This window comes from Peribacillus sp. NPDC096540 (assembly GCF_050278525.1).
Taxonomy (GTDB): domain Bacteria; phylum Bacillota; class Bacilli; order Bacillales; family DSM-1321; genus Peribacillus.
The window spans coordinates 56,857-81,539 of record NZ_JBNNTG010000011.1 but is presented as its reverse complement, the minus strand read 5'-3'; the positions used below and the strand labels follow the sequence as shown (position 1 = coordinate 81,539).

Annotated in this window: 18 protein-coding genes and 3 pseudogenes; 13 read left to right on the top strand and 8 right to left on the bottom strand. The window is 37.7% G+C overall.

Annotation, left to right across the window (positions count from 1 at the left end):
- Nucleotides 1-443: 443 nt before the first annotated feature.
- The 4 genes from ACQKMR_RS12085 to ACQKMR_RS12070 all read left to right on the top strand — a co-directional run bounded on the left by ACQKMR_RS12085 (nt 444) and on the right by ACQKMR_RS12070 (nt 5,954).
- Nucleotides 444-2,168: a metallophosphoesterase family protein gene (locus ACQKMR_RS12085; protein ID WP_427697516.1), complete on the top strand. Its 1,725-nt coding sequence runs from the start codon at nt 444-446 to the stop codon at nt 2,166-2,168.
- Between the two features lie 75 nt (nt 2,169-2,243).
- On the top strand, nt 2,244-2,423 hold the full coding sequence (locus ACQKMR_RS12080; RefSeq protein ID WP_427697515.1) for a twin-arginine translocase TatA/TatE family subunit: 180 nt from the start codon (nt 2,244-2,246) through the stop codon (nt 2,421-2,423).
- A 340-nt stretch (nt 2,424-2,763) separates the two neighbouring features.
- Nucleotides 2,764-3,690: a DMT family transporter gene (locus ACQKMR_RS12075; protein ID WP_427697514.1), complete on the top strand. Its 927-nt coding sequence runs from the start codon at nt 2,764-2,766 to the stop codon at nt 3,688-3,690.
- A gap of 680 nt (nt 3,691-4,370) precedes the next feature.
- On the top strand, nt 4,371-5,954 hold the full coding sequence (locus ACQKMR_RS12070) for a bifunctional metallophosphatase/5'-nucleotidase (RefSeq protein ID WP_427697513.1): 1,584 nt from the start codon (nt 4,371-4,373) through the stop codon (nt 5,952-5,954).
- Nucleotides 5,955-6,157: 203 nt separating this feature from the next.
- Here the strand turns inward: ACQKMR_RS12070 and ACQKMR_RS12065 are convergent, their stop codons facing one another.
- The 3 genes and pseudogenes from ACQKMR_RS12065 to ACQKMR_RS12055 form a co-directional block, all read right to left on the bottom strand.
- Nucleotides 6,158-6,340: an aspartyl-phosphate phosphatase Spo0E family protein gene (locus ACQKMR_RS12065; protein WP_427697512.1), complete on the bottom strand. Its 183-nt coding sequence runs from the start codon at nt 6,338-6,340 to the stop codon at nt 6,158-6,160.
- Nucleotides 6,304-6,528, bottom strand: a pseudogene (locus ACQKMR_RS12060) (IS3 family transposase); the annotation flags it as partial. The pseudogene ACQKMR_RS12060 and the gene ACQKMR_RS12065, both read right to left, overlap by 37 nt.
- 104 nt (nt 6,529-6,632) lie before the next feature.
- Entirely contained in the window at nt 6,633-7,541 is a 909-nt protein-coding gene (locus ACQKMR_RS12055) for a LysR family transcriptional regulator (RefSeq protein ID WP_427697511.1), read from the bottom strand.
- Between the two features lie 167 nt (nt 7,542-7,708).
- Between ACQKMR_RS12055 and ACQKMR_RS12050 the strand changes: the two genes are divergently transcribed.
- The 4 genes from ACQKMR_RS12050 (at nt 7,709) to ACQKMR_RS12035 (ending at nt 13,207) form a co-directional block, all read left to right on the top strand.
- Complete coding sequence (locus ACQKMR_RS12050) at nt 7,709-8,887, top strand: acyl-CoA dehydrogenase family protein (protein ID WP_427697510.1); 1,179 nt, start codon at nt 7,709-7,711, stop codon at nt 8,885-8,887.
- A gap of 109 nt (nt 8,888-8,996) precedes the next feature.
- Nucleotides 8,997-10,574 (top strand): class I adenylate-forming enzyme family protein, encoded by a 1,578-nt coding sequence (locus ACQKMR_RS12045; protein ID WP_427697509.1) that lies wholly within the window; start codon nt 8,997-8,999, stop codon nt 10,572-10,574.
- A 185-nt stretch (nt 10,575-10,759) separates the two neighbouring features.
- Nucleotides 10,760-11,995 (top strand): MFS transporter, encoded by a 1,236-nt coding sequence (locus ACQKMR_RS12040; RefSeq protein ID WP_427697508.1) that lies wholly within the window; start codon nt 10,760-10,762, stop codon nt 11,993-11,995.
- Between the two features lie 27 nt (nt 11,996-12,022).
- A complete protein-coding gene (locus tag ACQKMR_RS12035; RefSeq protein WP_427697507.1) occupies nt 12,023-13,207 on the top strand; it encodes a serine hydrolase domain-containing protein in 1,185 nt (394 codons plus the stop codon).
- Between the two features lie 1,581 nt (nt 13,208-14,788).
- On the opposite strand, the gene ACQKMR_RS12030 is transcribed toward ACQKMR_RS12035, so the two are convergent.
- The 3 genes from ACQKMR_RS12030 to ACQKMR_RS12020 all read right to left on the bottom strand — a co-directional run bounded on the left by ACQKMR_RS12030 (nt 14,789) and on the right by ACQKMR_RS12020 (nt 16,464).
- Nucleotides 14,789-14,899: a transposase gene (locus tag ACQKMR_RS12030; protein WP_427697563.1), complete on the bottom strand. Its 111-nt coding sequence runs from the start codon at nt 14,897-14,899 to the stop codon at nt 14,789-14,791.
- A 306-nt stretch (nt 14,900-15,205) separates the two neighbouring features.
- Entirely contained in the window at nt 15,206-15,748 is a 543-nt protein-coding gene (locus ACQKMR_RS12025; protein ID WP_427697562.1) for a chromate transporter, read from the bottom strand.
- 86 nt (nt 15,749-15,834) lie between these two features.
- On the bottom strand, nt 15,835-16,464 hold the full coding sequence (locus tag ACQKMR_RS12020; RefSeq protein WP_427697506.1) for a chromate transporter: 630 nt from the start codon (nt 16,462-16,464) through the stop codon (nt 15,835-15,837).
- 257 nt (nt 16,465-16,721) lie between these two features.
- On the opposite strand from ACQKMR_RS12020, the gene ACQKMR_RS12015 reads away from it, so the two are divergent.
- From ACQKMR_RS12015 to ACQKMR_RS12005, 3 genes are all read left to right on the top strand, one after another.
- Nucleotides 16,722-17,600 (top strand): LysR substrate-binding domain-containing protein, encoded by an 879-nt coding sequence (locus tag ACQKMR_RS12015; protein WP_427697505.1) that lies wholly within the window; start codon nt 16,722-16,724, stop codon nt 17,598-17,600.
- 81 nt (nt 17,601-17,681) lie between these two features.
- Nucleotides 17,682-17,888 carry a hypothetical protein gene (locus ACQKMR_RS12010; RefSeq protein ID WP_427697504.1) on the top strand — a complete coding sequence of 69 codons (207 nt, stop codon included), beginning with the start codon at nt 17,682-17,684 and terminating at the stop codon, nt 17,886-17,888.
- Between the two features lie 1,227 nt (nt 17,889-19,115).
- Nucleotides 19,116-20,708 carry a phosphodiester glycosidase family protein gene (locus ACQKMR_RS12005; RefSeq protein ID WP_427697503.1) on the top strand — a complete coding sequence of 531 codons (1,593 nt, stop codon included), beginning with the start codon at nt 19,116-19,118 and terminating at the stop codon, nt 20,706-20,708.
- Between the two features lie 408 nt (nt 20,709-21,116).
- Here ACQKMR_RS12005 and ACQKMR_RS12000 read toward each other — a convergent pair whose 3' ends face one another.
- Entirely contained in the window at nt 21,117-21,284 is a 168-nt protein-coding gene (locus ACQKMR_RS12000; RefSeq protein WP_427697502.1) for a hypothetical protein, read from the bottom strand.
- Between the two features lie 473 nt (nt 21,285-21,757).
- Here ACQKMR_RS12000 and ACQKMR_RS11995 point away from each other — a divergent pair.
- Nucleotides 21,758-22,233: pseudogene (locus tag ACQKMR_RS11995) on the top strand (2OG-Fe(II) oxygenase); the annotation flags it as partial.
- A gap of 96 nt (nt 22,234-22,329) precedes the next feature.
- A pseudogene (locus ACQKMR_RS11990) lies at nt 22,330-22,477 on the top strand (ferritin family protein); the annotation flags it as partial.
- 151 nt (nt 22,478-22,628) lie between these two features.
- Here ACQKMR_RS11990 and ACQKMR_RS11985 read toward each other — a convergent pair.
- Complete coding sequence (locus ACQKMR_RS11985) at nt 22,629-24,020, bottom strand: DUF4910 domain-containing protein (RefSeq protein WP_427697501.1); 1,392 nt, start codon at nt 24,018-24,020, stop codon at nt 22,629-22,631.
- Nucleotides 24,021-24,683: the final 663 nt, after the last annotated feature.

Here is a 24,683-nt window from a genome sequence, read left to right as displayed (position 1 = left end):
TTTCCCCTCAATTTCAAGTAGAAAAATAGATTTATTAATATTTTTGAAAATCATTCAAAATTTACCATAAGAGCAAATTGTATAATTATTTAATTTCGTGCTATTCATGGTAAAAACAACAATAATTTACACGTTAATCACAGTAAATCAATAATTTTTGAGTATTATTAATTTGTTTAAGAGGTTATTTATGTGAAAATGTTATATTTTGTGCTGTTTGGTGGTGTGAATCAATTGTTGTTTATTTCTAATTAATGTAGGGAAACAACCGTTCTAATTTGGAAAAAATTACAGTCCGTCAGTAAAAAGATTTAATTTTGTGGGATTAAAGGTACTTTGTTTGATAAAGATGGTACTTTATTACAATTTAATACTACATCATTAAGTGCTCTGTTTCTTGAAATTGAAATTAACTAATCTATCATTTGAGAGGAGTAATATTAATGAAAAACAATAAATTGAACCATGAAGAAGGAAAATCGTTAAACGATCATCTTTTTAAAAAGGATATGGATCGACGGACATTTTTGGAGGGGACAACTAAAATTGCCGGAATGGCTTTAGGTTTAACTATAGTAAACTCGTTAAATGGTTTACCTGTAAGTGCAGCATCTAGCTCTTCCGTTTTTCATTCACTTGGAGAAAAACCAGATTTAATATTTCCTGTTATAAGCGATATTCATATTCAACGTCAGAGCGATGATTTTTTAAAAAAGTTTGTTACTACATTAGAACAGTTAAATAAAGTTGCTCCTAAGCAAGATGCTTTTGTAGTTGTTGGAGATTTAACAGATTTGGGAACAGAATTGGAATATGATAAGTTTATGTCAGCTTATAATCCACGAAAACAATCTCAAGCAGTTTCTATGTTTGCTATTGGAAACCATGACTACTGGAATGGTTTATCAGCAGCTGATTCTCAAAAACTGTTCTGTGAGAAAACAGGGATGGAATCGCATTTCTATCATAAGGTAATCAAAGGTTACCATTTCATTGTTCTTGGTACGGAAGATGGCAACACATCTGGGACCTTCTCAGTGAAGCAAATTGAATGGATGGGTGACCAATTAAAGATAGCAAATGATGATGATCCGAAAAAACCGATCTTTGTCTTCCACCATCAGCCTATTAAAGGGACCATCTATGGAAGCGAATGGGGCTTCTCTCAAAATAGAGATCTTTTTTACGATACTTTGAAAGAGTATCCCCAAGTCGTCACGTTTTCTGGTCATACCCACTATCCGTTAGATGACCCTAGAATCATACACCAAAAAGATTTTACTACTATTGGGACTTCAACGGGTGCCTATTTGTGGCTTGATAGCGGAAGAATCCAAGGGGAAGTACCAGAAGGGGCCAATTTCCTTAATCAAGCTCTGATTGTAGAGGTTTATAATAACAAACTAATAATTAAACGCCGTGATATTCATAACAATGACTGGACAGGTGAGCCATTCGAAATCAGCTATCCTGCTAATAAGCATAATTTTAAATACACAGATGATAGAGACAAAAAGGCACCTTTCTTTACAAATGATGCGATGCTTTCCATTGTTAATGAAAAAACGACTGCTACCAGTTTAGCCATAATGTTTACTCAAGCTAAAGACAAGCTTCTTGTACATGACTATAAAGTGGTAGCAAAAAATGTAGAAACAAATGAAGTAGCTAAAGAATTTCTTGCTTTCTCAGAGTTCTATAAAGATCCTGTACCAAATCCATTAAAATTGCAAATTGATGAATTGAAGCCAAACACAACATATGGGATTGAAGTGCACGCTCTTGATGCATACGGAAATATAAGTAATAACTCTTTAAAAGTATTAGGGAAAACGCTGGACGGTGTAGTAAAAGAAGTAACAATTAGCTTATCCAAAAATGTTTTAAAGGGAATAGAAGATACGGTAGAAGTTACGGTAGAAAATGCTAGAATTCCAAAAAGTGATTGGATAGGTTTATATGAAATAAATGATAAACCGGGACCAATCGCGGCAATATGGTGGATGTACACTCAAGTAACAGATGGAACCTGTAAGTTTACATACAATCCAAAGAACAATATGTATCCAGGAAGATACAAGGAAGGTTCAACGTATAAATTGGTTTATTTCTATGGTAGTGGATATGAAGCTGTTGCATCAACAACATTCACCGTTGGTAGTAAATAAAACTAGAAATGAATGAAGATCCTATAACATTTTGCTGTTGATAAAAATAGAATCATTTATTAAGGAGGAGACAGTATGTTTCAAAACATCGGCGTACCAGGATTAATATTCATTCTTATCATTGCTTTAATCGTATTCGGTCCATCTAAGTTGCCTGAAATTGGACGTGCTTTCGGTAACACACTTAGAGAATTTAAACACTCTGCTAAGGATTTAATGGCAGACGAAAACGAAGAAAAGGAGAAAGCTAAGTAAATTAAACGGAGGGGCTGTCCTAAAAGGGCAAATCCATTGAAATTAAAAATCAAGAATGTTGATATATCTGCATTCTTGAACATGAAAAGGGGCATCCAATAGCCGGAAAATTGATATTATCCCCTCTAAGTAGACAGTGTAAAAAGGCTACAGATTATCTGTAGATGATACACTCATACTTGGAGGGGATTTTACTATGTCTGGAAAAAATAATATGTTTTGTTTGTTTAATACTCATTTTGTCAGAAAATAAAATTACAAGTTCAACTTATATAGCAAGATTTTATATGAAATCCCTATCAAAGTTTGCCATAATGAGAAAGTAGGAAGGGGGAACATCATGCTTCGATTATACGGGGCTTTAATCGGCCTTAGTTTGATATGGGGTTTATCGTTTGTTTTTATGAAGTGGCTGCTCCCGCCAGCGGGCATTTGGGGGATTGTATTTCTCCGCTGTTTGGCGGGTGCTGCTATTCTGCTTCCCGTTTTATGGTGGAAGCGCAGGGAAATCAACTGGAAATTGCCGTGGAAAGCACTGGTCGTTGTCGGAATCTTCAATTGCGGATTGGCATGGGGATTGATTCCTTTAAGTGAAACAGAGATCAACAGCAGCACGGCATCGATTCTTAATGCAACCACTCCGATCTGGACGGGGATCATCGGATTTATTATTTTTTCATATGTTCTAACCGCCCGCCAATGGATGGGCATTCTTATCGGTTTTTTCGGAATTCTAGTATTAATGGATTTTCAAGTCGGTCAGCTTTTCGGCAAAGAATTCATCGGGATTGGAACAATGCTGTTAGCGTCCACCTGTTACGGATTTGCCGGCCAATTTACGAAAAGATTTCTTTCCGGTACCGGCGTTTTGGTCATTACGACGTTTACGCTGCTCACGGGTGCCGTTATCGGTTTGATCGGGATGCTAATAACGGAGCCGATTAAGCCAGCGATGTTGATGGAACCGCTGACGATTTTCGCCATCGTCGGTCTTGGATGCTTTGGTTCAGGGCTTGGCCAGCTGATCTATTTCTACATCAATAAAAATGGCAGCCCAGAGTTAGCGGCAACGGTTACATACCTTATTCCTGCAACCGCTATGGTTTGGGGCTATGTCTTGCTTGGAGAAGCGATTACTCCTAATGTAATTATTGGCCTGCTGATTATTTTCGCTGGAGTTTATCTTTCTTCCAAGAAGTCAAAAGGGGAAAATGATGGCACAAACTCTTTATCCCGAAAACCAGAGGAATTTCGTCACGTAAAATAAGAGACCAAAACGAAATAGCCCCCATGAAAAGGTTTTGTCTTTTCCTGGGGGCTTCCGTATTGAAACAGATTAATAGTTTTACTTAATTCTAGTTCAAATTTGCAAAAGTAGTGATTGATCGTCTTTGCCGCGACATCTGTTTTTTTGTATTTATAAGATTTATATCTTAAAATAAATCCGATATAGATGAATCTCTAATAACGAAGGTTCGTTTTTTCTTATTGTACTACCATGAAAGTTAAACAGGTGAAAACCTAAAAATGGCAATATTAAACTAGACACTGCCTTTTTCATTTTTTTGCAGTGTCTAGCTGTAACCATTATCAGAATGGACACAGAAATCCTAATTTCATTCTCTGTGGTGAAGCGCCGGTTTTTTGCTTTATGGATGGCTAACGGGTGCGTTTCTGTAATTAGCAGCAACGTTTTTTCACTAGCGGGTTAATGGAAGAAATATGGGAGCTTTTTTAAATAGAATTGTCTTTTATTTTCAATTAAGCTAGTCAAAATCTTAACATATTTCTAAATGTTAAGCCGTATGAGTTTTTTAAAAAGATATGCATGTACTGGGTTAATTTAACAATTATTATATAAAATATAACAAAAAATTACGATCCCTTTATACGGATATAAAACTCTAGAGTTATCCTAAATTTACATCTAGAGGGAGGGATCAGAAGTTGTCAAAATTTCAGGTCATATCTTCTTTGTTCATCTTGGTATTTATCTTATTCGTAACTTATGTAAACACAGCATTCTCACCCAATCATTCCACATCCAACCACTACATTCAAGTACAATTGTTAGGCGTTAATGATTTTCACGGCCAACTAAACAAGTATCAAAGGGTTTCAGGAACCATAGCAGGGGGTGCTGAATACCTGGCTGCCTATTTAAAAAAATATATACAAGAAAACCCAAATACACTACTTGTTCATGCTGGTGATATGGTAGGCGGAAGTCCTCCAATCTCTTCTCAATTTCAAGACGAACCCACGATTGAATTTTTAAACCTCCTGCACTTTGATGTCGGGACACCTGGAAATCATGAATTAGACCAAGGCGTAAATGAAATGAAACGTCTTATTTATGGAGGATTCAATAAAAAAACAGGTTATTTTCAAGGTGCCAATACTTCTTACAGTTCTGCAAATATCATCGATAGAAAGTCGGGTACTCCCTTGTTACCACCGCATGTTATTAAACAAATTGACGGAATTAATATTGGATTTATCGGTGTGGTCACAAAAGAGACCAACCTGTATGTGACCCCTGAAAATCGAAAAGAAGTAGAAATTACGGATGAAGTTTCAGTTATTAACCGAACCGTTAAGCTTTTAAAGGAAAAAGGGATCAAAGTAATTGTTGTACTGGCACATGATTCAGCTAAATCAGATCAGACAGGAGCAAATCCCAGTGGAGCTTTAGTGGAGATGGCTCCAAAAATCGATGATGAGGTCGATGTCATTTTTGCCGGTCACAGCCATGAATATGCCAATACCGTTGTAGCCGGTAAACTGATCGTTCAAGCTTATTCTAATGGGAAAGCTTTTTCTCAAGTAAATCTTGAAATTGACCCACATACTAAAAATATTGTTAAAAAACAAGCAAAGATTATTGTCACTTCACATGATCATATAAAACCAGATAAAGAAACGGTTGCTCTTCTAAATAAATATCGAAAAAGATTGGGGAGCTATTTTAATCAGATTGTAGGAGAAATGCCTGAAGAAATCACACGAAATCAAGATGCAAACGGTGAATCCCCATTAGCGCGAATGATTGCAGAATCTGAGCGGGAAGCCATGGGGGTAGGTATAGCTTTTGTCCATCAAGGCGAAATGCGGAAAAATTTTAAAAAAGGGGATATCACTGTAGAAGACCTTTATACAGCCTTGCCTTTTGGTCATAGTGTCAGTAAGTTAATCTTAACAGGAGACCAAATAAAACTTGCTTTAGAACAGCAGTGGACGAAAGATTATGAAAATAGGTTACAAACGGTTGGTTTAACGTATAGTTGGGACCCCAATGCTCCAATTGGCAGCCGCATTGTTGCGCTGAAAGACATGAAGGGTCAAGAGATTCAGCCAAACAATGAATATGAAGTAGCGGTTAGTAATTATTTAGCTTCAGGCGGAGATAACTTCACTGCATTTGAACAAGGTAGACTCGTAGAATCCGGTCCACAAGTTGTCACTGCACTTATACGCTATATCAAACAGAAGTATCCCCACGAAATTGTTCTCCATTCATTGAAAGAATGAAGGGGAAAATACAAGGACTTGTATAACGGGTGCGTTTCTGTAATAAGCAGGAACGCCTTTTCACTAACGTAAGATGTCATAGAATCCACTGGGCATTGTCATTCCCCCGTCGTCACCTACTGGTCATAAAGGGTACGGAAAAAATGATAAATCGTTCGATAGTGAAGATTTTTCAATGATTGCTGGGTTTGGTAAATCTATATTTATTGCGTGCTTATTAGTGATTGCTTAAAAATCAACTTGTCTAGCCTTAAACTATGTTTCAGTTTTTCCTGATGATTTAGCCCCTTCTTAATGACAGTTTCTACAAGTTTTTTTCTTAGTATATTTATATTTAATTCTTTATGCTTTGTCTTGTGATTGTTCCTTGTTTTGAAATTAGACATTAAGCTTTTTTAAATAATATGCATTCTCCATCCGTAAACGTTCTAATTCCGTTTGGGAGTGCTTCAATGGACCCTTCAGCTGGCACTTGTTTTTCCGATGTTTTTTGATTGTCATTTTTCATAGATTGACGTCCCTTTTTCTTTAATTGTAGGGTATCAAATCCTTCTGTTTCAAAGGCAATTTTCCAAAGTGATATATGTTATTAAATAATCATCAATAGTCCTTAGTAGCGTATTGTTCTTGAAACTTTCATTCAATTTCTAGATAGAATTGCCGAAGTAATGGTAAACCTCATTCTAATTTGGAGATATGTAATTTGAGGTATTTTAAAAACTCTCTGGCTGCTAAAGAAAAATGTTTTTTCTTTGACCGTACCCATCCGAAGGATCGGTGGTTGGATTCGAAGTTTATTAATGATATTGGGATAATTTCTCCACTTTTTACATAATGGTCATCTTTTAGTGCTATATCCATCAAAAAACTTATCGCTAATCCTTCTGAAACCGCTTTTTTGATGACTTCGGTATTGTTAGAAGCAAATAAAATATTCATCGGCCCGTATCTATTCATAAATATAGAGATGGAATCTTTCCATATTACCCCATCATACATCACTACTGTTTCATTAATTAGCTCCTCAGGAGTTATATGATCACTGAATGCGAATGGAGAATGTTTGCTGACACACACCATGATTTTCCCTTCTAATAAGGATTCAAAAACCAGCTCTTCATGTGCATTCCAATCTATTTCATCAAGCATGGCTAATCCAATGTCAATCTTCCCTTGGGAAACATCTTCAATAATATTTGGTGACTTTTTTTCGGTCATGACTATACGGAAGTTAGGATAGTCCTTTTTAAAGTTTGCTAACGCTTTGAGTAAAATCGGCATGAATAAGCTGGGGCTGGCCGATATATTTAATTCTCCGTTTATTAAGGATGTTTGCTCTTGCGCTTCTTCTTGTATTTCTTCAATCTTCACGACAATTTCATAGGCTTTTTTAATGATGTTTTTACCCTCAGTTGTCGGCTGGGCGCCTAACCGTGAACGTGTAAACAAATGTATGCTTAATTCCTGTTCTAAATTGGTAATCGCCTTACTAATGGTAGATTGTGAAACGTGAAGATTTTGTGCAGCAATGGAAATAGAACGTGTTTTAGCTACTTCAACAATATATTTTAATTGTTCTAGATGCACAACATTCCCTCCTTTATATGAATTTGGTTCAAGTATATATGATATATAGCTATTTTACTTTATTGTCAACCATATATAAAATAAAATTATGAATATTAAAACTATTCGAATAACCATGAGAATAATTGAAATCACTTTTAAAAGCAGGGATTGGAAAGGAGTAAAGTATGCAGGAAACAGTACAAATCGAGAATATAGAACATTTAAGGGATAGGCTGCTTCATTTCATTCACAATGAGTTGTTACCGTTTGAAAGAGAACACGAAATTGACTCAGAAAAAGAGATTCCGATGGAACAGATCAAATGGGTAAGAAAGCGAGCGAAGGAGCTCGGGTTTTACGGCATCAGCCTTCCAAAAGAGGCAGGCGGGCAAGCACTTAGCCTGAAAGGGCTATGTGTCTTAAAGGAGGAACTAGCAAAATCAGGGGCGGCTTTATGGGGGCACGTATTAGGGGAAATAGGTGGACCATTAAGGATTGGCCAGATGTTAAAAATTTTTACTCCGGATCAAATAACAAGGTATGTAATGCCGGTAATTAATGCAGAAGCGGGATGTTGTTTTGCATTGTCAGAACCCGGGGCGGGATCAGATGCCCATGCCATTCAAACTACGGCAGTACGCGAAGGTGATGACTACATTTTACATGGTAAAAAGCATTTTATTAGCGCTGCCCCTTATGCAGATTGGGCCATTGTGATGGCGAAAGAGATTGTGGAGGCAGATGGTGAAAGAGTTACTGCTTTTATTGTAGAGAAACAATCAGAGGGGAGGTCAGGTTTTGAATTAGGAAACATTCAAGTTCCAATTTCCGGTGAACGGAGCACGGCCGAGCTAATCTTTAATCAATGCCGAGTCCCATCTACCAATATTCTCGGTCAACCGGGCAAAGGGTTGATGCTGGGACTCAGCAGAATAAATGAAAATCGGGCTTCTTGGGGGGCTACCTACCTTGGCGTTGCCCAACGGCTATTAGACTTATCTATCGATCATGCCAAACAGCGGGTCCAGTTCGGTAGACCAATTGGAGATTTTCAAGCGATTCAACATATGTTAGCGGAAATGGCGACTGAAATATACGCCGCACGTTGCATGCTCTACGATGTCATCGAAAAGATTGATCATGGTGAAGAGGTGAGAGGAGCTTCATCCATGGTTAAACTGTATTCCTCTGAGGTTGCTAATCGAGTTGCCGACAAGGCTGTTCAAATCTTTGGCGGGCAAGGGTTAATGAAAGGACACCCTGTCGAGAAAATGTACAGGGACGTACGGCTGTTTAGAATTCTGACTGGTACATCTGAAATTCAGAAAAACATGATTGCCAAAGAACTGCTGAAGAAATTATGAAAAAAGGATTATTGTGTCAACTATACATTTGGAAAAATTCGAAGTTTCAAATTGAAAAGAACTATATTTTACACTAACTTTCGTATTTTACTAGGGAGAGGAATTATTCATGGATACTTTAACCTATCAGGCTTTTCTGTTCAATAGTATGAACAAATTTGATTACCAGCCGGCCCTTACTTGTATAGATACAAATGAAACCATCACTTACAGGGAATTACTGGATAAGGCGGAGACGGCAGCGAACCAGTTAATTCGGCATGGCGTACAAATCGGAACCCATGTTGCGATACTGATCCCAAATAGTATTGAAAATGTTGTATATAATCTTGCTGTAAGTCGATGCGGGGCAACAGTCATCCCGTTAAATGATAAGCTGGGCGTTAGAGAAATCGAGTTTATCTTGAGAGATGCCGAGCCCCAAATGGTTATTATGGCAACCCAGAAACATGTAGAGTCTGTACTTGACTATCAAAAAGAGGCAGATAAAAACAGTGTAACGGTTATTGGTCTTACAGGCTTTGGTGTTGAATACCCAGAAGAATTCTATTCTGTTGATTTGGATGTTAAAAAAGGCAGCTTGACATTCCCTGTTGCCTCATTGGATGATTTAGCAACCATATCGTACACCGGTGGTACAACAGGCACACCAAAAGGGGTGATGCATTCTCAACAAGGCTTTGGAGCCTCACTCATGGCTTCATGCATGGAATATCCGTACGATGATCAAGACAAGGTACTGCTTTGTACGCCGCTTATTCATGCTGCAGGTGTACTGCTGCAGCGGTCATTAGTATCCGGCTGCCATGTCTATATCATGAAGGCGTTTCATCCAGAAGTGTTTTTGCAGACCGTACAAGCAGCGCGGATTACAAGTACTTTTGTTGTTCCAACCATTATTTACCGCTTGATTGATGAGGCAAAGAAAAAAACCTACAACGTGAGCTCATTGCGTAATATGAATTATGGTTCATCCCCCATCTCTACAGAACGTCTAAAAGAAGCATTTACGATTTTTGGACCTATTCTAAGGCAGCAGTATGGAATGACAGAATGCAGTATTTTAATTGCCAGACTCACAAAAAGTGATCATCTCTGGGCGTACGAGAACAATCCAGACGTGTTAAAGAGCTGCGGAAAACCGTGTATGCTAACCCAAATTCGCTTGATTGACGATAATGGACATGACGTAGAACCACTGCATCCAGGGGAAATTGCTGTCAAAACCCCTTCTGTCTCTGTCGGTTATTACAAAAGACCCGATCTTATCGAAGCGGCATATCGTGATGGTTGGTTTTATACGGGAGATATCGGGAAACTGGATAAGCATGGTTTTCTTCATATTATCGAACGGAAAAAGGATATGATCATTTCTGGCGGTTTCAATGTATATCCCGCTGAAGTGGAGAGGCTTATCAATCAGCACCCTGCAGTTGCGATGAGCGCATGCATTGGCATACCACATAATGAATGGGGAGAAGCGGTCTGTATATTTGCGGTGCTTCGTGAGGGTGAAAACTGCTCTAAGGAAGAGTTAATGGAGTTCTGTAAAGAACGAACTTCTGTCTATATGCTTCCAAAAGAAATCTATTTTGAGACGTCATTACCTCTAACAATGGTAGGGAAGATAGACAAGAAAGAGCTGAAAAAACCTTTCTGGGAAGGGACAGAACGTCTGGTAAATTAGTAAGACATCAACAGGCAAAGGACATACCAAATATGTCCCTTGCCAAGACTTCTATCAGTATTTTTTTAATAAGATATTTTACAATAAAATGAAAGCCCTTCCATTTCATGTTTTTAATATTGGTTAAGTATAGTAATGATTACTGCTAACAGTGTTGATTCATACTGCGAAAGGGGGCGAATGGAATGCATGCATATGCGACCAATAAAAAGCGTAAAACTATTATTATCATTCTTCTATTTATCGGAATGACATTAAGTTACATTGATAAAGCGTCGATTAACGTAGCCATCATTCCAATTCAGAAAGAACTACAGCTTAACTCTTTTGAATCAGGTTTGGTATTAAGTATTTTCTTTTTCAGCTTCGCCTTCATGCACCTATTAGGAGGGTGGCTTACAGATAAGTACGGTTCAAGAAAAGTGTTAGTCCTTTCCATCTTAGCTTTTTCGCTTTTTACTACTTTTACGAGTTTTGCTTGGTCATTTGCATCACTACTTTTGTTTCGTTTCCTGTTTGGTATCGGGGAAGGTAGTGTTTTTCCTGCCAGTATACGATCGATTTCCGATAACTTTCCCGAAAATGAAAGAGGGAGAGCAAGTTCATTCTTTCTATCTGCACAAACGTTCGGTGGTGCGATTGGTTCCGTTGCGATAGGGGTTTTAGTGGTTTCCCTTGGATGGAGATCGATGTTTGTCAGCATTGGGATTATAGGTGTTTTAATCGCATGGGCATTTTGGGTCTATCTAAAATCTCCGGCAGATGTACAAAGCAATAACGAAAAGCAGAATCAAAAGAAGGTTTCTTATAAAAAGGTATTTAAAACAAATAATTTTTGGAAGATCTTCTTTACTAAATTTTTTTCCAATATCGTGAATTGGGGTATGATTTCCTGGATGCCTTCTTATTTGGTAAGTAAAGGGTTAGACTTGTTGTCAGTAAGTGCCTTGATGTCCATTCCTTATCTAGCTTCTTTTCTTATGTTTAATGTGAACGGCTGGATTTTAGATAAATATATGACTGGAAGAGAAAAATACCTGGCAGTAGCAGGATCCTTATCTTCGGGTGTCTTTCTTTATATGATGTTTAATGCAACGTCTGTTACCCTTGTGATTGTTTATATGACCTTTAATGCGATTTCAATCGCGTTTATCGGAACATCCCTTTACACGATGGTCATTAAATACTCACCAAAGGAATTAACTGGCTCTGTGACAGGGCTTGTCAGTTTTGGCGGGCAAATTGCAGGAGGGATTTCTCCCGTTGTCATTGGGTTTGTTCTTACTCTTCTCAACGGTTCATACGATGCGGCTTCCTGGTTTTTAATCACTGCTGCAGTGGCAGGGGCAATTCCATCACTAACGATTAAAAATAAAGACAAAGAAACAAAAGAAGATGTGCTTATAGAGCATTCTTTTTAACGAAATAAAAAAGCAGGAGGGATTGTCATGCAGTCCATTACAACGAATGAAATGAAAGTTTTTCCACCAAATTCAGACGATATCGTGACGAAGGATAATTGGTTTACTTCAAAAAAAAATTTGCAAGGGTATTGTCATAGCGGTGAACTGAGCTCCAGCCGTATTATCTGGAGAGGAAACCATATGCCCATCCCGTTATCATATGCTAAAGATTCATTAGATTTAGCAAAGATAAACGTTACCAATGCTGAAAGTGTTTTAGCGTATCTTGAGCGAACGAACACAGATGCTTTTTTAGTGATGCATAAAGGAGAAGTTTTATACGAGAACTATTTTAATGGATATAAATCATATCAGCCGCATGCATTGAACTCCGCGACAAAATCATTTGTCGGCTTGATTGTTAGTTTGCTTTCTGATGAAGGAGTATTGGATTTAAATAAAAAAGCTTCATTCTACATTCCCGAGTTAGAAGGAACAGGACTTGGTGAGGGAACTATTCAGCAATTGCTAGATATGCAAGTTCCTGTGAAATATATGGAAGCTGACACGCCAATGGGGATAGGCCGGGGGACACCGATTTTCATTGCATCCGGTTCAATGCCAAAACCTGATAACTATAATGGGCCGGAAAACCTATACGAATTTATGATATCGAGTAAAAAAGATAAACTACCTGGTACTGTATTTAAGTATGAAAACGGACAAACAGAAACATTGGGATGGATTGTCAAACGTTTGACAGGGAAAAACTTAGCAGAATTAATACAAGAATTCATCTGGTCTAAATTGGGGGTAGAAGAAAACGCCTTGATGCACTTGGATCAAATCGGTACGGATATAGCCAGCGGCGGTATGCGGGCTACATTGCGTGATTTGGCACGATTTGGCGAAATGATGCGCAACAATGGCTACTACAATGGCCAACAAATCATTCCGGAACATTTGATTAGGGATATTCAAAAAGGTGGGAATCAAAAATATCTTGCGGAAAGCAGCCATCATTTTCTTTCAGGATTTTCTTATTATAATAAATGGTGGGTTAGCCATGATCGATATGGAGGATATTCAGCTCGAGGGAAGTTCGATCAGCAAATACACATTGCCCCAAAGGGTGGTACAGTGATTGTAAAATTATCTTCCAATCATTCTCCTAATCCAGAGGGAATAGACGCATTTCAAGCGATAATAGAGTATTTAGTAAACCAATAACATCAAGCCGGGAGAATTTATTGTTTTAAAGGCACTTAACAGTTACGTTCACAGAATACGAGACTTTCAAGAAAAGAATAGGGGAAGGGTTACCATTTATAGAAGCATTAAATAAATGTAAGAAGGAGCAGGTGATAGTGTAAAATTTGCACAGCGGCATTTAGCGTGGATACGGACTAGTGTATCTATTGTCGGAGTAGGGTTTTGACCACGTTTTTGCATTTTACGATTAAAATTAACTCGAATCATAATATTCATAACGTAGCGATATTCCTCGGCATTTTGCCCGTATCGTAGTTTAATAATAGGAGTACTGGCTACTCTTCAATATTCAAGGTAAAGGAAAGAAATCCAGGATGGTATATTTAATCTTTCTAATCGTGGTATTTTCTTTATTCCTTCCCTGTATTCCATCTTAATCTTCATAATTTTTATGTATCCTTCTTGTTATTTATATAGGTTAATAACAAAAAGAGTTATTTTAAAAAAACGTGTCTTAACTAAATTAAATTTGCAGAAATAAAAGTGATAAGAAATAAAGTGGTAAAGAATTATATGTAAAAATCCCCCACTAAGTAAATTATATAGAACTTTAAATAATATAAGCAATTCGTTAAATATAAGGGATATTATAGACAAAACATTATTAAGTCCATTATTTGAGGGATCTAAAGGGGATAAGTATTTATAATATAAGCTTTGTAAATACGATGTTTAAAAATAACCAAAATAAAAATTAAATTTTGTATAAATCTGGGGGTAGAATATATTTTACCTCTTTTTATCTTGGTCGTCTAATGGGCGGTCATGCGAACGGACAGATTTACCCTGAGTTTATTTTCTATTATATTATCTTTTAAAGAAAGAGGGGTTTTATGAAAAGTCAGTTGCAAAAGTTGATGGAAAAACACTAAAATTGATTGAGTTATACACCTTAGATGACTTATCTGTATTTGCTGTCGCTAAAGTTCTTAAGGTTCAGATCAGCAAGTGGTGTTTGCTAATGTTTCACCAATAGTGATGTATAAAAGCAAAGTCACATTACATTCGATGTGAAAATAAAGACATGCTTTTAGGTTTTCTTAAGTTTGCACAAAAAATAACTTTGTTATTAAAGTCGTACTTTTTGAAGATGATAATGTGCAAGGGTTTATCAACAACCTTGAAGACGATGTGCTTGTAATATCAAGTCTGACCGACTTCAGAGAACCAGATGGTGAGTCATACTTTAAGATAGAAGTTGTATCAGATATTTCGTGTGATAATAAAGAGGGGAATGCTGGGGAATTTAACCTCTGATATTACAAAATAAACGTTATTTAACCATACCTTTGCCTGGGACCTCTGATAATAAAGTGTTTAATTTTAAAGCGTTAAACGACAATTAATTCTAAAATAATGATGCCCAAATAAAAAAGTAACAGTCAAAAACAACCGTGCATACTGCAACAGGAATATAATGATCTCCCCAGTGACTAATCCTTTCTCTATACAAAGTGTAATAATATTGATCGATGATCTCTTGAAATAGATTACTTTCCTTAAACCTTCTGCGTCGGTTTTTTGCTAAAAGTCGAGTGGTCAGGTATACAATTCAGATAGATCTAGTCCCAGAAACCAACGATTAACAATATTTAAAATCACTTTCTGTTCAAGTTCACGTTCAGACTGAACATTTAATAAATAACCAATGAAAGAATCTGGTCTTAAGATTTGCGTCCGCGATGCGAATAATATTTTTCCATTTTCTCATATATAAAAGAGAAATTGGTTGATTTTTTAGTTTTCAGTAATTAGACGAAGAATGTGAGTAGAAGGAACAAAATCGTCCAAATTCATAAATTCCATTTTACTTTTTTTTCTTAGATTACTTTTAATACACCTGATTCTTATAGTTCAGATAAACCATTTTCCTGATTGGACCCGAGTTGCGTCAGGAAAATGCGGATTTACAAAGGTTAGATTTTGGTACAAGTCTTATAGAAATAGAATGAGTAGTTAGGAATAGAGGACAACACCAACTAAACCAGAAAGAATAATGACATAGGCTGGATGCCAGCGTAATTTCAACAGGGAGAATAACGATAACCCAAAGACGAGTAATAAGCTTATCGAATGCCACGAAAAGTATAGAGCAATCATATGATTGGAAATGGCAAAACTGATTGCTGCAAAGAGGATTAAACTAGTGACAATGGGTCTTAATCCATAAAACATCGATTGAACAACTTGATAATGATTTAATTTGTTGAAGAAGGTGGCTATAACGATTACGAGTATAATAGCAGGAAGCAAGATTCCGAGAGCGGATGATATGGATCCTGCTAATCCAGCAGTCGAATAGCCAACGAGAATGGCACTATTGATGGTGATAGGACCTGGGGACATGCCGGCAATAGCGATTACATCGGTAAATTGTTGCGTCGTCATCCATCCATGCTGTGAGACTTCAGATCCTATTACGGGAATCATGGCGTATCCCCCTCCGAATGATACAAAGCCGATAATAAAGAAGGTGCTAAACAACTCCCATAATTCCATCATTCTATATCCCACGCTTTCTTGAAAATTAGTTTAACAGTTTATACCGATACATTTCAGGGAAATATCGTCCACCTTTCATGGACCTATATGCCTTCACCCATGAAATATTCGAAATCATTTTCTTCTTCTTTCTTTTCTTTTCGGTCCATGTTGATTTTGTAACCTAATTTCCTCTTAACAGAGATGGTCACAATGCCTGCTATCGCTCCTGATAATATAGCTAAAACCGGGTGAATGAAGAAAAGGACTGGAATCCCTACTATAAATATGCCGAATGTTGATTTGTCAACAATAGCTGTTTTTCCTATCTTGATAGCCGCATAGGCGATGATGGCTACTATGGAAGCTCTAATCGAGATAAATGCGGATTCTATCTTTGGATTATCCTGAATGAAAAAATACAAAATGCCGAGGAGTAGAACAATTATAAAGGTAGGAAATGATACACCAATCATGGCTGCCATTGCGCCCTTCATTCCGGCAATTCGATGGCCGATAAAGGTGGCGGAGTTAATAGCGACAGCTCCCGGTACGGACTGAGATAACGCAAAAACATCTGTAACTTCTTCGCTTTTCAGCCATTTTCTCTTCTCCACTACCTCTTTTTCGATTAAAGGGATCATCGCGAACCCGCCTCCGAATGTGACAGGTGCTATTTTAAAAAAGGTCCAAAATAATTGGAACAGTGTTTTCCATTGTCCAGTCATTGTCATCAGTCACTCCCCTTTTGCTGCTTTATATAAATCTTATAATTAACATATCAAAGAAAAAGGAATGGGTAAATTGCAACTAAATCATTGGGTATAACAAAACGTTATACCCAGAAGATTTATCCGTTTTATATAGAATTTCACCAATAATTGAATAGGCGCACCTGTTCAGGAAATATAGCGCTGTTTTTCCATTTCACCATTTACCTATATGATGCTATCATTTTATTAAACTATTTAATGACATGGAGGTCGGTTTCTTGAAACTAGAAAATCTAAGAATGTTTTGTTTAGTAGTGGATGAAGGAAGTATAAGCCAGGCAGCGAGGTTAAGCTTCTTATCACAACCCGCGGTAACAAGACAGATTCACCAATTGGAAAATTTTTATAGCACTTTGTTATTCGACCGTGAGGAAGGGAGGCTGAGAGTGACAGAAGCAGGAAAGTTGTTATACCCTTTTGCAAAAGCCATTGTGAATGACTTCAACCATTCAAAGGAAGTGATTCAGCAATCAACGGGCGCGTACAATACAAACCTTATAGTAGGTGCATCCTTGACTATCGGCGAGTATTTGTTGCCGAGCTTGCTTGGGAAATTTAAAAAACAACAGCCTGAAGTAAAAGTAACATTAACGATAAAAAATACCCCCCGAGTTCTAGAGGATTTATCAAACGATGTCATTGATTTGGCCTTGGTGGAAGGACTTGTAGAAAATACCGATTTTATTGTGGAGAAGTTCGCCGATGACGAATTGATATTGGTTTGTCCATCAGACCACCCATGGAAAGACAGAAAAGAAATCCAGGTAGAGGAATTGGGAAATGAAAGGATGATCTGGCGTGAATCCATTTCAGGGACACGACTTATCGTAGAAAACATGTTAAGAGAGCACGGGGTTTTAGAAAAAATAGAAAGCTACATGGAGATTGGGAGTACACAAGCGATAAAAAGTGCGGTTGAATCTGGACTTGGAATCAGTATTCTGCCAAGGTTAACAGTGGCCAGGGAATTGGATCAAGGTTTTTTGCGGGAAGTGGGTATTTCCAGAATAGATATAACAAGAAATCTATGGCTAGTCAGAAAAAACAAGCGTTTTAATAAAATAGGGGTATCTAATTTTGTGAAATTTCTTCAATAGAGAATGAAGCATACCTTGATTTTTCATTACTTCACTTCTTATTCACTTTAAAGAGATTTTCTATCCTTTTATGTAGACTATTTGGGATATGCCAATTTTTTAATTAGTGGCTGGGTTGAAAGACGACGTGAACAGACGAATGTTGGGCCAGAAGGTACAAAAAAGATGCTTGAATTGTTAATTGATATGCTGGAAGATGAAATTGCCTGTCGTATGTCACTCGGAAGACCGGAAGCAGGAATATACGATGTGAAAATCATTGAAACTGAAGTACCAGGTTCTATTTAGGTAAAGTACCTAAAATATATGGTTTTCTAATAATACAATACATAACCAAGGGTGAAAAACTGGAGCTGGTTAGGGAGGAATTTACATGAGTATGCTCTATAGTTTTTTCAAAACAAGGGAGTAACTATATTATCTTCGTGTTTCACCAAATAATCTTCAAGCCAGTATCGTTTTATCTGGATTAAATGTGCTGATATGCAAATTAGGTATGGTTTCCGACATGTGACACTCCAGCGATTTCCGTAGCCTTATTTAACTGCCAATAGGCCTTGTTGGGTATAAGGGGATGTTTGCCCGTCCTAGTTGATAACCAGATGGGGTATACCTTTGCAATAACGGGCATCACTTTTACCGCCAGTTTTACCTATTGACCTAGAACAGAATTAAGCAATATTTTGCCTACAAACTAATGTTCATAGACGCAGGGCTGATCTTACTAGATCAGCCTCAAAAAAACTGTAGACACACTCAATAAATAATTGAGTGTGTCTACAGTTTTTTTGAGAATTTGTAAAATTTGAACTTTGATTGGAACGTAGGGCACTCGCTTTCCGCGGGCGGTCCGGGAGCCTCTTCGGCGCCCCCTTCGCAGTATATTTATTCTTGTTTTTTTGCAGGGGCATATATCATTGGGCTATCTTTTGGATATTAGAGTGATAGCCGAAACCGAAAGAATGGGGGATCTTCGGCACATTTTTTGGGGATGTTTTTTTCCATTAGTCCTTATTAATCATTAATTATCATTGCTGTTGGGGAGCTGCTATCGGAAATATATGTCTGTTTCTATTAATATAGCTGGGATGACATTCTTTCAAATTTTATTCCTGTGTTTCTAGGGAAATGCAATAGGGGGAAGTGTGTTTGAGAGCGCAACCTATTGGTTATCCTATTACGAATATTGCAATCTGGACTAGGCGTAAATCCAAGCAATCTAATGAGAGGTAAGGAAAATCATCATTTCGGAAACCGTATGGCGCAAATTAGTGTCAGAGTGGAAGGGAAATGGTAACGTGATGACTTTATACCGATTATGGATTTATTTGAAATAGGAGGAGATGAATTTGGCGAAGACATCAAGCATGTGGATAATTGGTGGACTAAAACTTTAATTATTTCATACCATTTCTTTACAATAAATTCATTGGTCTGTAGCAAGTTCTACACATTAGATTAGGATAATGAACTCGACGGAACACAAGGTGTTTATTAGGGGGAGGAGTAGCAAAAATGAAGAAAAGTTCAATGAACATTTATCAAAGGCTTTTCAGTAAAGGTTTATTTTCCGCGATGGCAATAACAGCTGTATCCGTAATTACGTTAGGTTCACCATCAAGTGTTGTACAAGCATCTCCTGTGAAGGAACAAGCTCTTCCTCTAGGGAATTCTAATCTAACGGAAACCCGGGATCAAACAAAGATTACGCAGGGCTTAACCCATACGCATATCATCCGTGGGGCCAGTTCGGAAAAAGATGTCTTTATCATTGATGTGGGATTTTACGAAACCAAGGAAGAAGCTAAAAAGGTGAAAATTCAACTGGATTCACAAGGTTACGAGTCCAAAGTTAAGAAAATTTCAGAACGGCCTGCCGACGATCATGAACAAGGTCCGCTTGGGTACCTTGTTCGTGTTGGCTCATTTCAATCAGAGAGAGATGCCAACAAATTAAGAGATGAATTAAAAGGAAAAGGATATGGTAAATCACGCGTTGTTTTTTCAGCCGAAGATGGAGGGGAATCTACGGGTCCTTGGGTTGTGAATATTTTAGAAATCGATCCTAAGAAATTTAAAGGAAAAGTTTTACCTGAACTGGGAAATAAGATAGTACCCGGGAAGGAAAAATTAACTAGCATTTCAGCCCGTACTGGTGCGATAGCAACTGTAAACGGTGGATATTTTGTAATGGGTCCGAGTGATGGTACAGAAGGTGATCTTGCCGGCGCTTCCATGATTGGTGGCAAGCTCATTAGTGAAGCAGTAAATGGCAGGACAAGCCTCGTTTTATCCGGAAATAAGGCACAGATAGCTTCAGTAGAAACTAAACTTTCAGTTACGGCATCTGACGCTGCAAAGAGAGAATTGGATGGCCTAAACCGTAAACCTGGCTTGATCCGTGGTTGTGGAGGGATTGGTGATAATTTTGACTTTGCAAAGCATGATTTCACATGTACGGATTCTGGGGAACTTATTCAATTCACATCTTCCTTTGGAGTTACAACTGATCCAGGGGATGGAGTGGAAGTTAATTTAAATTCAAAGGGTGAAGTTACAGAAGTACGGAAAAGCAGAGGCAGCCTCATTCCGCTTAAAGGATCCGTCCTAGCAGGTACAGGCGATGCCGCTAATTGGCTTTTGGCTCATGCGAAGCTAGGTGCAAAACTGAAAATGAATACCCGAATTCTCGCGGATAAACAACCGTTGAAGGCGGTGTCGAAAATTAGTATTGTCAATGGTGGGCCGCGATTGCTACGTGACGGTAAAGAAAAGATAAATGCATTAGAGGAAGGGTTCCATTGGAGCGAAAATCCAGAATTCTACTATAAATTTGGAGAGCGTAGAAATCCACGAACTCTTGCAGGGATCACCGATGAAGGGGAAATTCTCTTGGTTACAATTGACGGACGTCAGCCATTTTATAGTGTTGGAGCCAATTTTAAAGAGAGTGCTCGTCTCATGAAATCTCTCGGGGCGGTTGATGCAGTAAACCTAGATGGTGGGGGTTCTACGACCATGACATTAGGCTCCAAATTGGTGAATCGTACATCCGATGCGGCAGGTGAACGTCCTATTGGTGATGCGATTGTTATTTTACCTAAATAAAGGATGAGAAAAAAGTGATTCGCTAAAACAAGAGACCCGAAATTGGGTCTCTTTGTCTATAAACAACGTTATTGCCATTTGTTGACTACTTAGGTAGCTGTTCTGCCATTGCAATCATTACTTTCGTTATTTCTCCGCCGACAGAACGTTTTCCTCTCACCAAGGTGAACTCCAAGCTCATTGGCGATGTCTACCTTCTCTGATCAAATGGATTATTTGCCCCTGGTACCTCCGACAATTATTTGACCTATTTGGATTGCTCTGAATTAATTTAACCGCTTTTTGAAAGGTGTGAAATTTTGCGGAACTTGATAAATGAAGTAGTAAGCCAAGTGTAATTCGTACCTATTTCCTGTAGGAATAGATTCATAATGTTACTTTTAGTTGACGAGCTTCCACATTATGTAATTACCCGGAAGCAAAACTATCAGCAAGAAGGTATTGCAAAGTTTTTGTTACGGTCATTTTCTTTTCTGGATATTTCGCCTGAAGATGTGCTTGAATTTCTATAAACAGTTTGTCCTTTTCTGGTCGGTTCATAATGTAAATTTCATCAAGGCTCTTTAGTCTGTCCATAACTACTCCTCTTTTCTTGGCAAATATCGTTATAGTTATCCAATAGCATATTTACATCTGATTCAATAAATACTATATGCATCGTTACACCTCAAATATTCATAATATTCAATTACTTAAATTTTATGAGGCACCATTTAATAGCTGGCAACCTTTATTCCAGTTAATCCAAATACCCAATTGTAGAAATGGAAATTGGGCGTTTTAATGTAGACGTTGATATAACGGGCTTTATAAGGCAGTAAATCCGTTATTTGACCTTATTGGTTACAGAATGGTCACACGATTGTTTCAGCATCAAAAAGATTGTCCAATTTATCCGCATTAACGGGTAGTAAGACCTCTATCTCAAAGCCCGAGGGAAATCGAAGAAGGTTAGGTGGGGATCCACTGCCCGTAAAAGCCCGATTGGTTCACCTTCTATCAGTGGGGGATGAAGACCCCCACTGATAGAAGGTTGATGGAAGTTGACAATGGATGCTAAAGAATTAGCTATTAAAGAACAAACTATTTTTAATCACATTGGAAATAAAATTAATACAGAAGATAGAGAAATTAACATTATTGCTAGATTAGAAGAACCACTAATAGTAATTTAAGGAAATATCTTAAGTGATGAGGAATGTGATGAGCTAATTAGGCTGTCAAAAGATAGACTTCAGCGTTCAAAAATTGGAGATGCACGTAAAGTAAATGAACTCAGAACGAGTAGCAGCATGTTTTTTCAAGAAGGCGAAATGGACATTGTTACTAGAATTGAAAAAAGAATATTATCATGTATATACCTGTGGAACATGGAGAAGGTCTTCGAGTTCTTAATTATAAAATTGGTCAAGAGTATAAAGCTCATTTTGATTTTTTTTATCAGCAAATAAAATAAGTCAGCAATACTAGAATTAGTAAACTCGTCATGTACTTAAATGATGTAGAGCATGGTGAAGAAACATTTGGACAGATTTATGCCGATTTAACAGGGCGTCAGCCCAAACCAAAAGCTAGTGAAGAGTGTCTAGAACAGTATATCGACGGATTGGAATTCGTTTTAAAAGATGAACAGGAAACAGTTGATTTTTTATTTGGGAATTGCAGATGAAGCAACGAACCCAAGTTTTAAAGAGGCCTTTCGCCAAGCGGCAGCAGATGAACAAAATCATGCCGTTTGGTTCTTATATTATCCTGTTAAAGCGAAATAGCTAAAGTGATTTGAGATTGACTATAGGGTCCAGTAAATTAAAAAAGCAGCTAAATAGAAGGACAAGAGACATCGTTTAATATGGATGTCTCTTGTCTTTTTTATTAGGAAAACTATTCTATCCTGTGGTTCTAGTTAATTAGAAAACAGAATTATAAATGTAAATCCTCATCATATTCTGCCTCAACCGGTATAGGGGCTACATTGGACCTTTCCAGTGCCGGTGTGTCCGGACGGGCTGCTTGATAGATTGCTGCACCGAGCACTTGAGCCGTCTTTAACAATTTTTCCTTACTGATCAGCTCAATTGTATCCTTTGCCGTATGGTATTCCGGCTCCAATGGAGCATACGTAAACACCGCGGCAGGAATACCCACTTCTGTGAATGGCTGGTGGTCACTTCTTCCAATTTGATTATAAGGAATGGCATCATAAAGCCTTGTTCCTGCTGAATTTCCTAATGTCGTGACTGTATTTGGTTTTCCATCGTACGTAAACATGGCAAATTCGCCGGCATTTTTGCTGCCCACCATATCCATATTAAACATCGCTACTGTTCTGTTAATCTCATCTTTGGTAAGGCTTTGTGCATAATCCTTGGAGCCTAATAATCCGTTCTCCTCTGCGCCAAAGGTAATAAACCTGATTTCTGTATCAGAAGGTGCATTTTCCAGGACTCTTGCCAGTTCCAGCACAATGGATGTACCTGATGCATTATCACTGGCTCCTGATGAAACAGAGACAGAGTCATGATGGGCGCCAACTATAATAATTTGATTCGTATCCTTATTTTTCATCGGTTTTTTCGTGGCAATCACATTGTGAGAAGTGGCTTTTACAAACTCTGCTCCTTCAACAGACATATTTGCTGTCAGGTTATTGCCTTGCAGGGAAGAAATTAACTCATCACCATCGCTCTTTTTCATAAATAGTACAGGTAGATTACTCTCATTTGCCGGCAAGCTAAATAGCGGCGTGGAATTATCTGTATTAATGAACACGACTCCGATCGCTCCGGCTTTTTTTGCATTATCCATTTTTTCTGTAAATGGGATCGTGCCTCTTTTAATTAAGGCGATTTTTCCTTCTACCGAAGCATGAGCTACCTCTGCCGTCGTTCCTAAACCTGCGTACACAAACTCTGCTGACACTCCGCCGGAAGGTGTGTTATTGGAAAAGCGAAAGGCGGCCGTTTCATAATTACGCCCATTTACTTTAAAGGAAACAGAGCTTGGGTGTTTATAGTCCTTAATAAATTGAAAAGGCTGGACCTCTACTTCGTTAAGTCCGTACTCCCTAAATTTATCAGTTATGTAATCTACAGTCGTTTGTTCACTTTGTGTTCCTGCTACCCGTGGTCCAATATTCACAGCTAAATGTGAAAGATTCTGGTAGATTTTTTCAACATCGATTCGTTTGATCACTTTATTGTCAAATGCATGCTCGGACGGGTTTTCACCCTGTATTGCCATGACAGAATGTGATGAAAACAGGAAACTCCCTACCAATAAAGAAGCTCCTAAAATCTTCGTTCCTTTTTTCAAACTCCTTCGCCTCCCAAAAAATAGAATACTAGTTTAGTATATGGCTAGTATGTAAGCGCTATCAACGAGACTTTTGTAATGTTTTTAAAAAAATACATATTGTAACAAAAAATAAAGAAGTTTGACAGCATATAAGCGTTTTCGATTGTTTGAGCCCAAATTTCTATAAAGAACATTTCTTGTGATGAGGGAAGAAGTATCATGCTTGTAGAGTTTTAATTGAGGAAAATGATGGTTTTGGGTAAGGATTCAGAATTAGGACGGTGGAAATAGAACAACCATGTTTAAAAAGTTTATAATTGAGTTCTGTGAATGGGAATATGCTGAACGAATAAGTTTACAACAATTAATTCATTTATTAGATAAAACCAAGTTACTTTGGAAATTGCGTAACAGTTAATTTCATGAAGCAAGGTCAAAAGGAGCTTCACAATTATTTGATTACGAGTTTGAACCTCATTACATACATTACAGCACACTGGACAGAGACACTGAAAATCAATTAATAGTAACAACTAAAAGTGGGAAATGGATCAACCAGTTGAATTTTTCAACATGCTCATAGACAAAGCTCTTAACAATTTGAGAGTGTATTTATTGGAAATGCAATTAATCCCTATGATAATTATGATATTGGCCCTCTTTGGATTGAAATAAAGATGG

Bases quoted from the DNA above. Each gene is read 5' to 3' on its own strand.
- ACQKMR_RS12085 (WP_427697516.1), top strand. From the start codon at position 444: ATGAAAAACAATAAATTGAACCATGAAGAAGGAAAATCGTTAAACGAT.
- ACQKMR_RS12050 (WP_427697510.1), top strand. From the start codon at position 7,709: ATGCAGGAAACAGTACAAATCGAGAATATAGAACATTTAAGGGATAGG.
- ACQKMR_RS12075 (WP_427697514.1), top strand. From the start codon at position 2,764: ATGCTTCGATTATACGGGGCTTTAATCGGCCTTAGTTTGATATGGGGT.
- ACQKMR_RS12000 (WP_427697502.1), bottom strand. From the start codon at position 21,284: ATGGACAGACTAAAGAGCCTTGATGAAATTTACATTATGAACCGACCA.
- ACQKMR_RS12080 (WP_427697515.1), top strand. From the start codon at position 2,244: ATGTTTCAAAACATCGGCGTACCAGGATTAATATTCATTCTTATCATT.
- ACQKMR_RS12035 (WP_427697507.1), top strand. From the start codon at position 12,023: ATGCAGTCCATTACAACGAATGAAATGAAAGTTTTTCCACCAAATTCA.
- ACQKMR_RS12040 (WP_427697508.1), top strand. From the start codon at position 10,760: ATGCATGCATATGCGACCAATAAAAAGCGTAAAACTATTATTATCATT.
- ACQKMR_RS12005 (WP_427697503.1), top strand. From the start codon at position 19,116: ATGAAGAAAAGTTCAATGAACATTTATCAAAGGCTTTTCAGTAAAGGT.
- ACQKMR_RS12025 (WP_427697562.1), bottom strand. From the start codon at position 15,748: ATGGAATTATGGGAGTTGTTTAGCACCTTCTTTATTATCGGCTTTGTA.
- ACQKMR_RS12020 (WP_427697506.1), bottom strand. From the start codon at position 16,464: ATGACAATGACTGGACAATGGAAAACACTGTTCCAATTATTTTGGACC.
- ACQKMR_RS12065 (WP_427697512.1), bottom strand. From the start codon at position 6,340: ATGTCTAATTTCAAAACAAGGAACAATCACAAGACAAAGCATAAAGAA.
- ACQKMR_RS12045 (WP_427697509.1), top strand. From the start codon at position 8,997: ATGGATACTTTAACCTATCAGGCTTTTCTGTTCAATAGTATGAACAAA.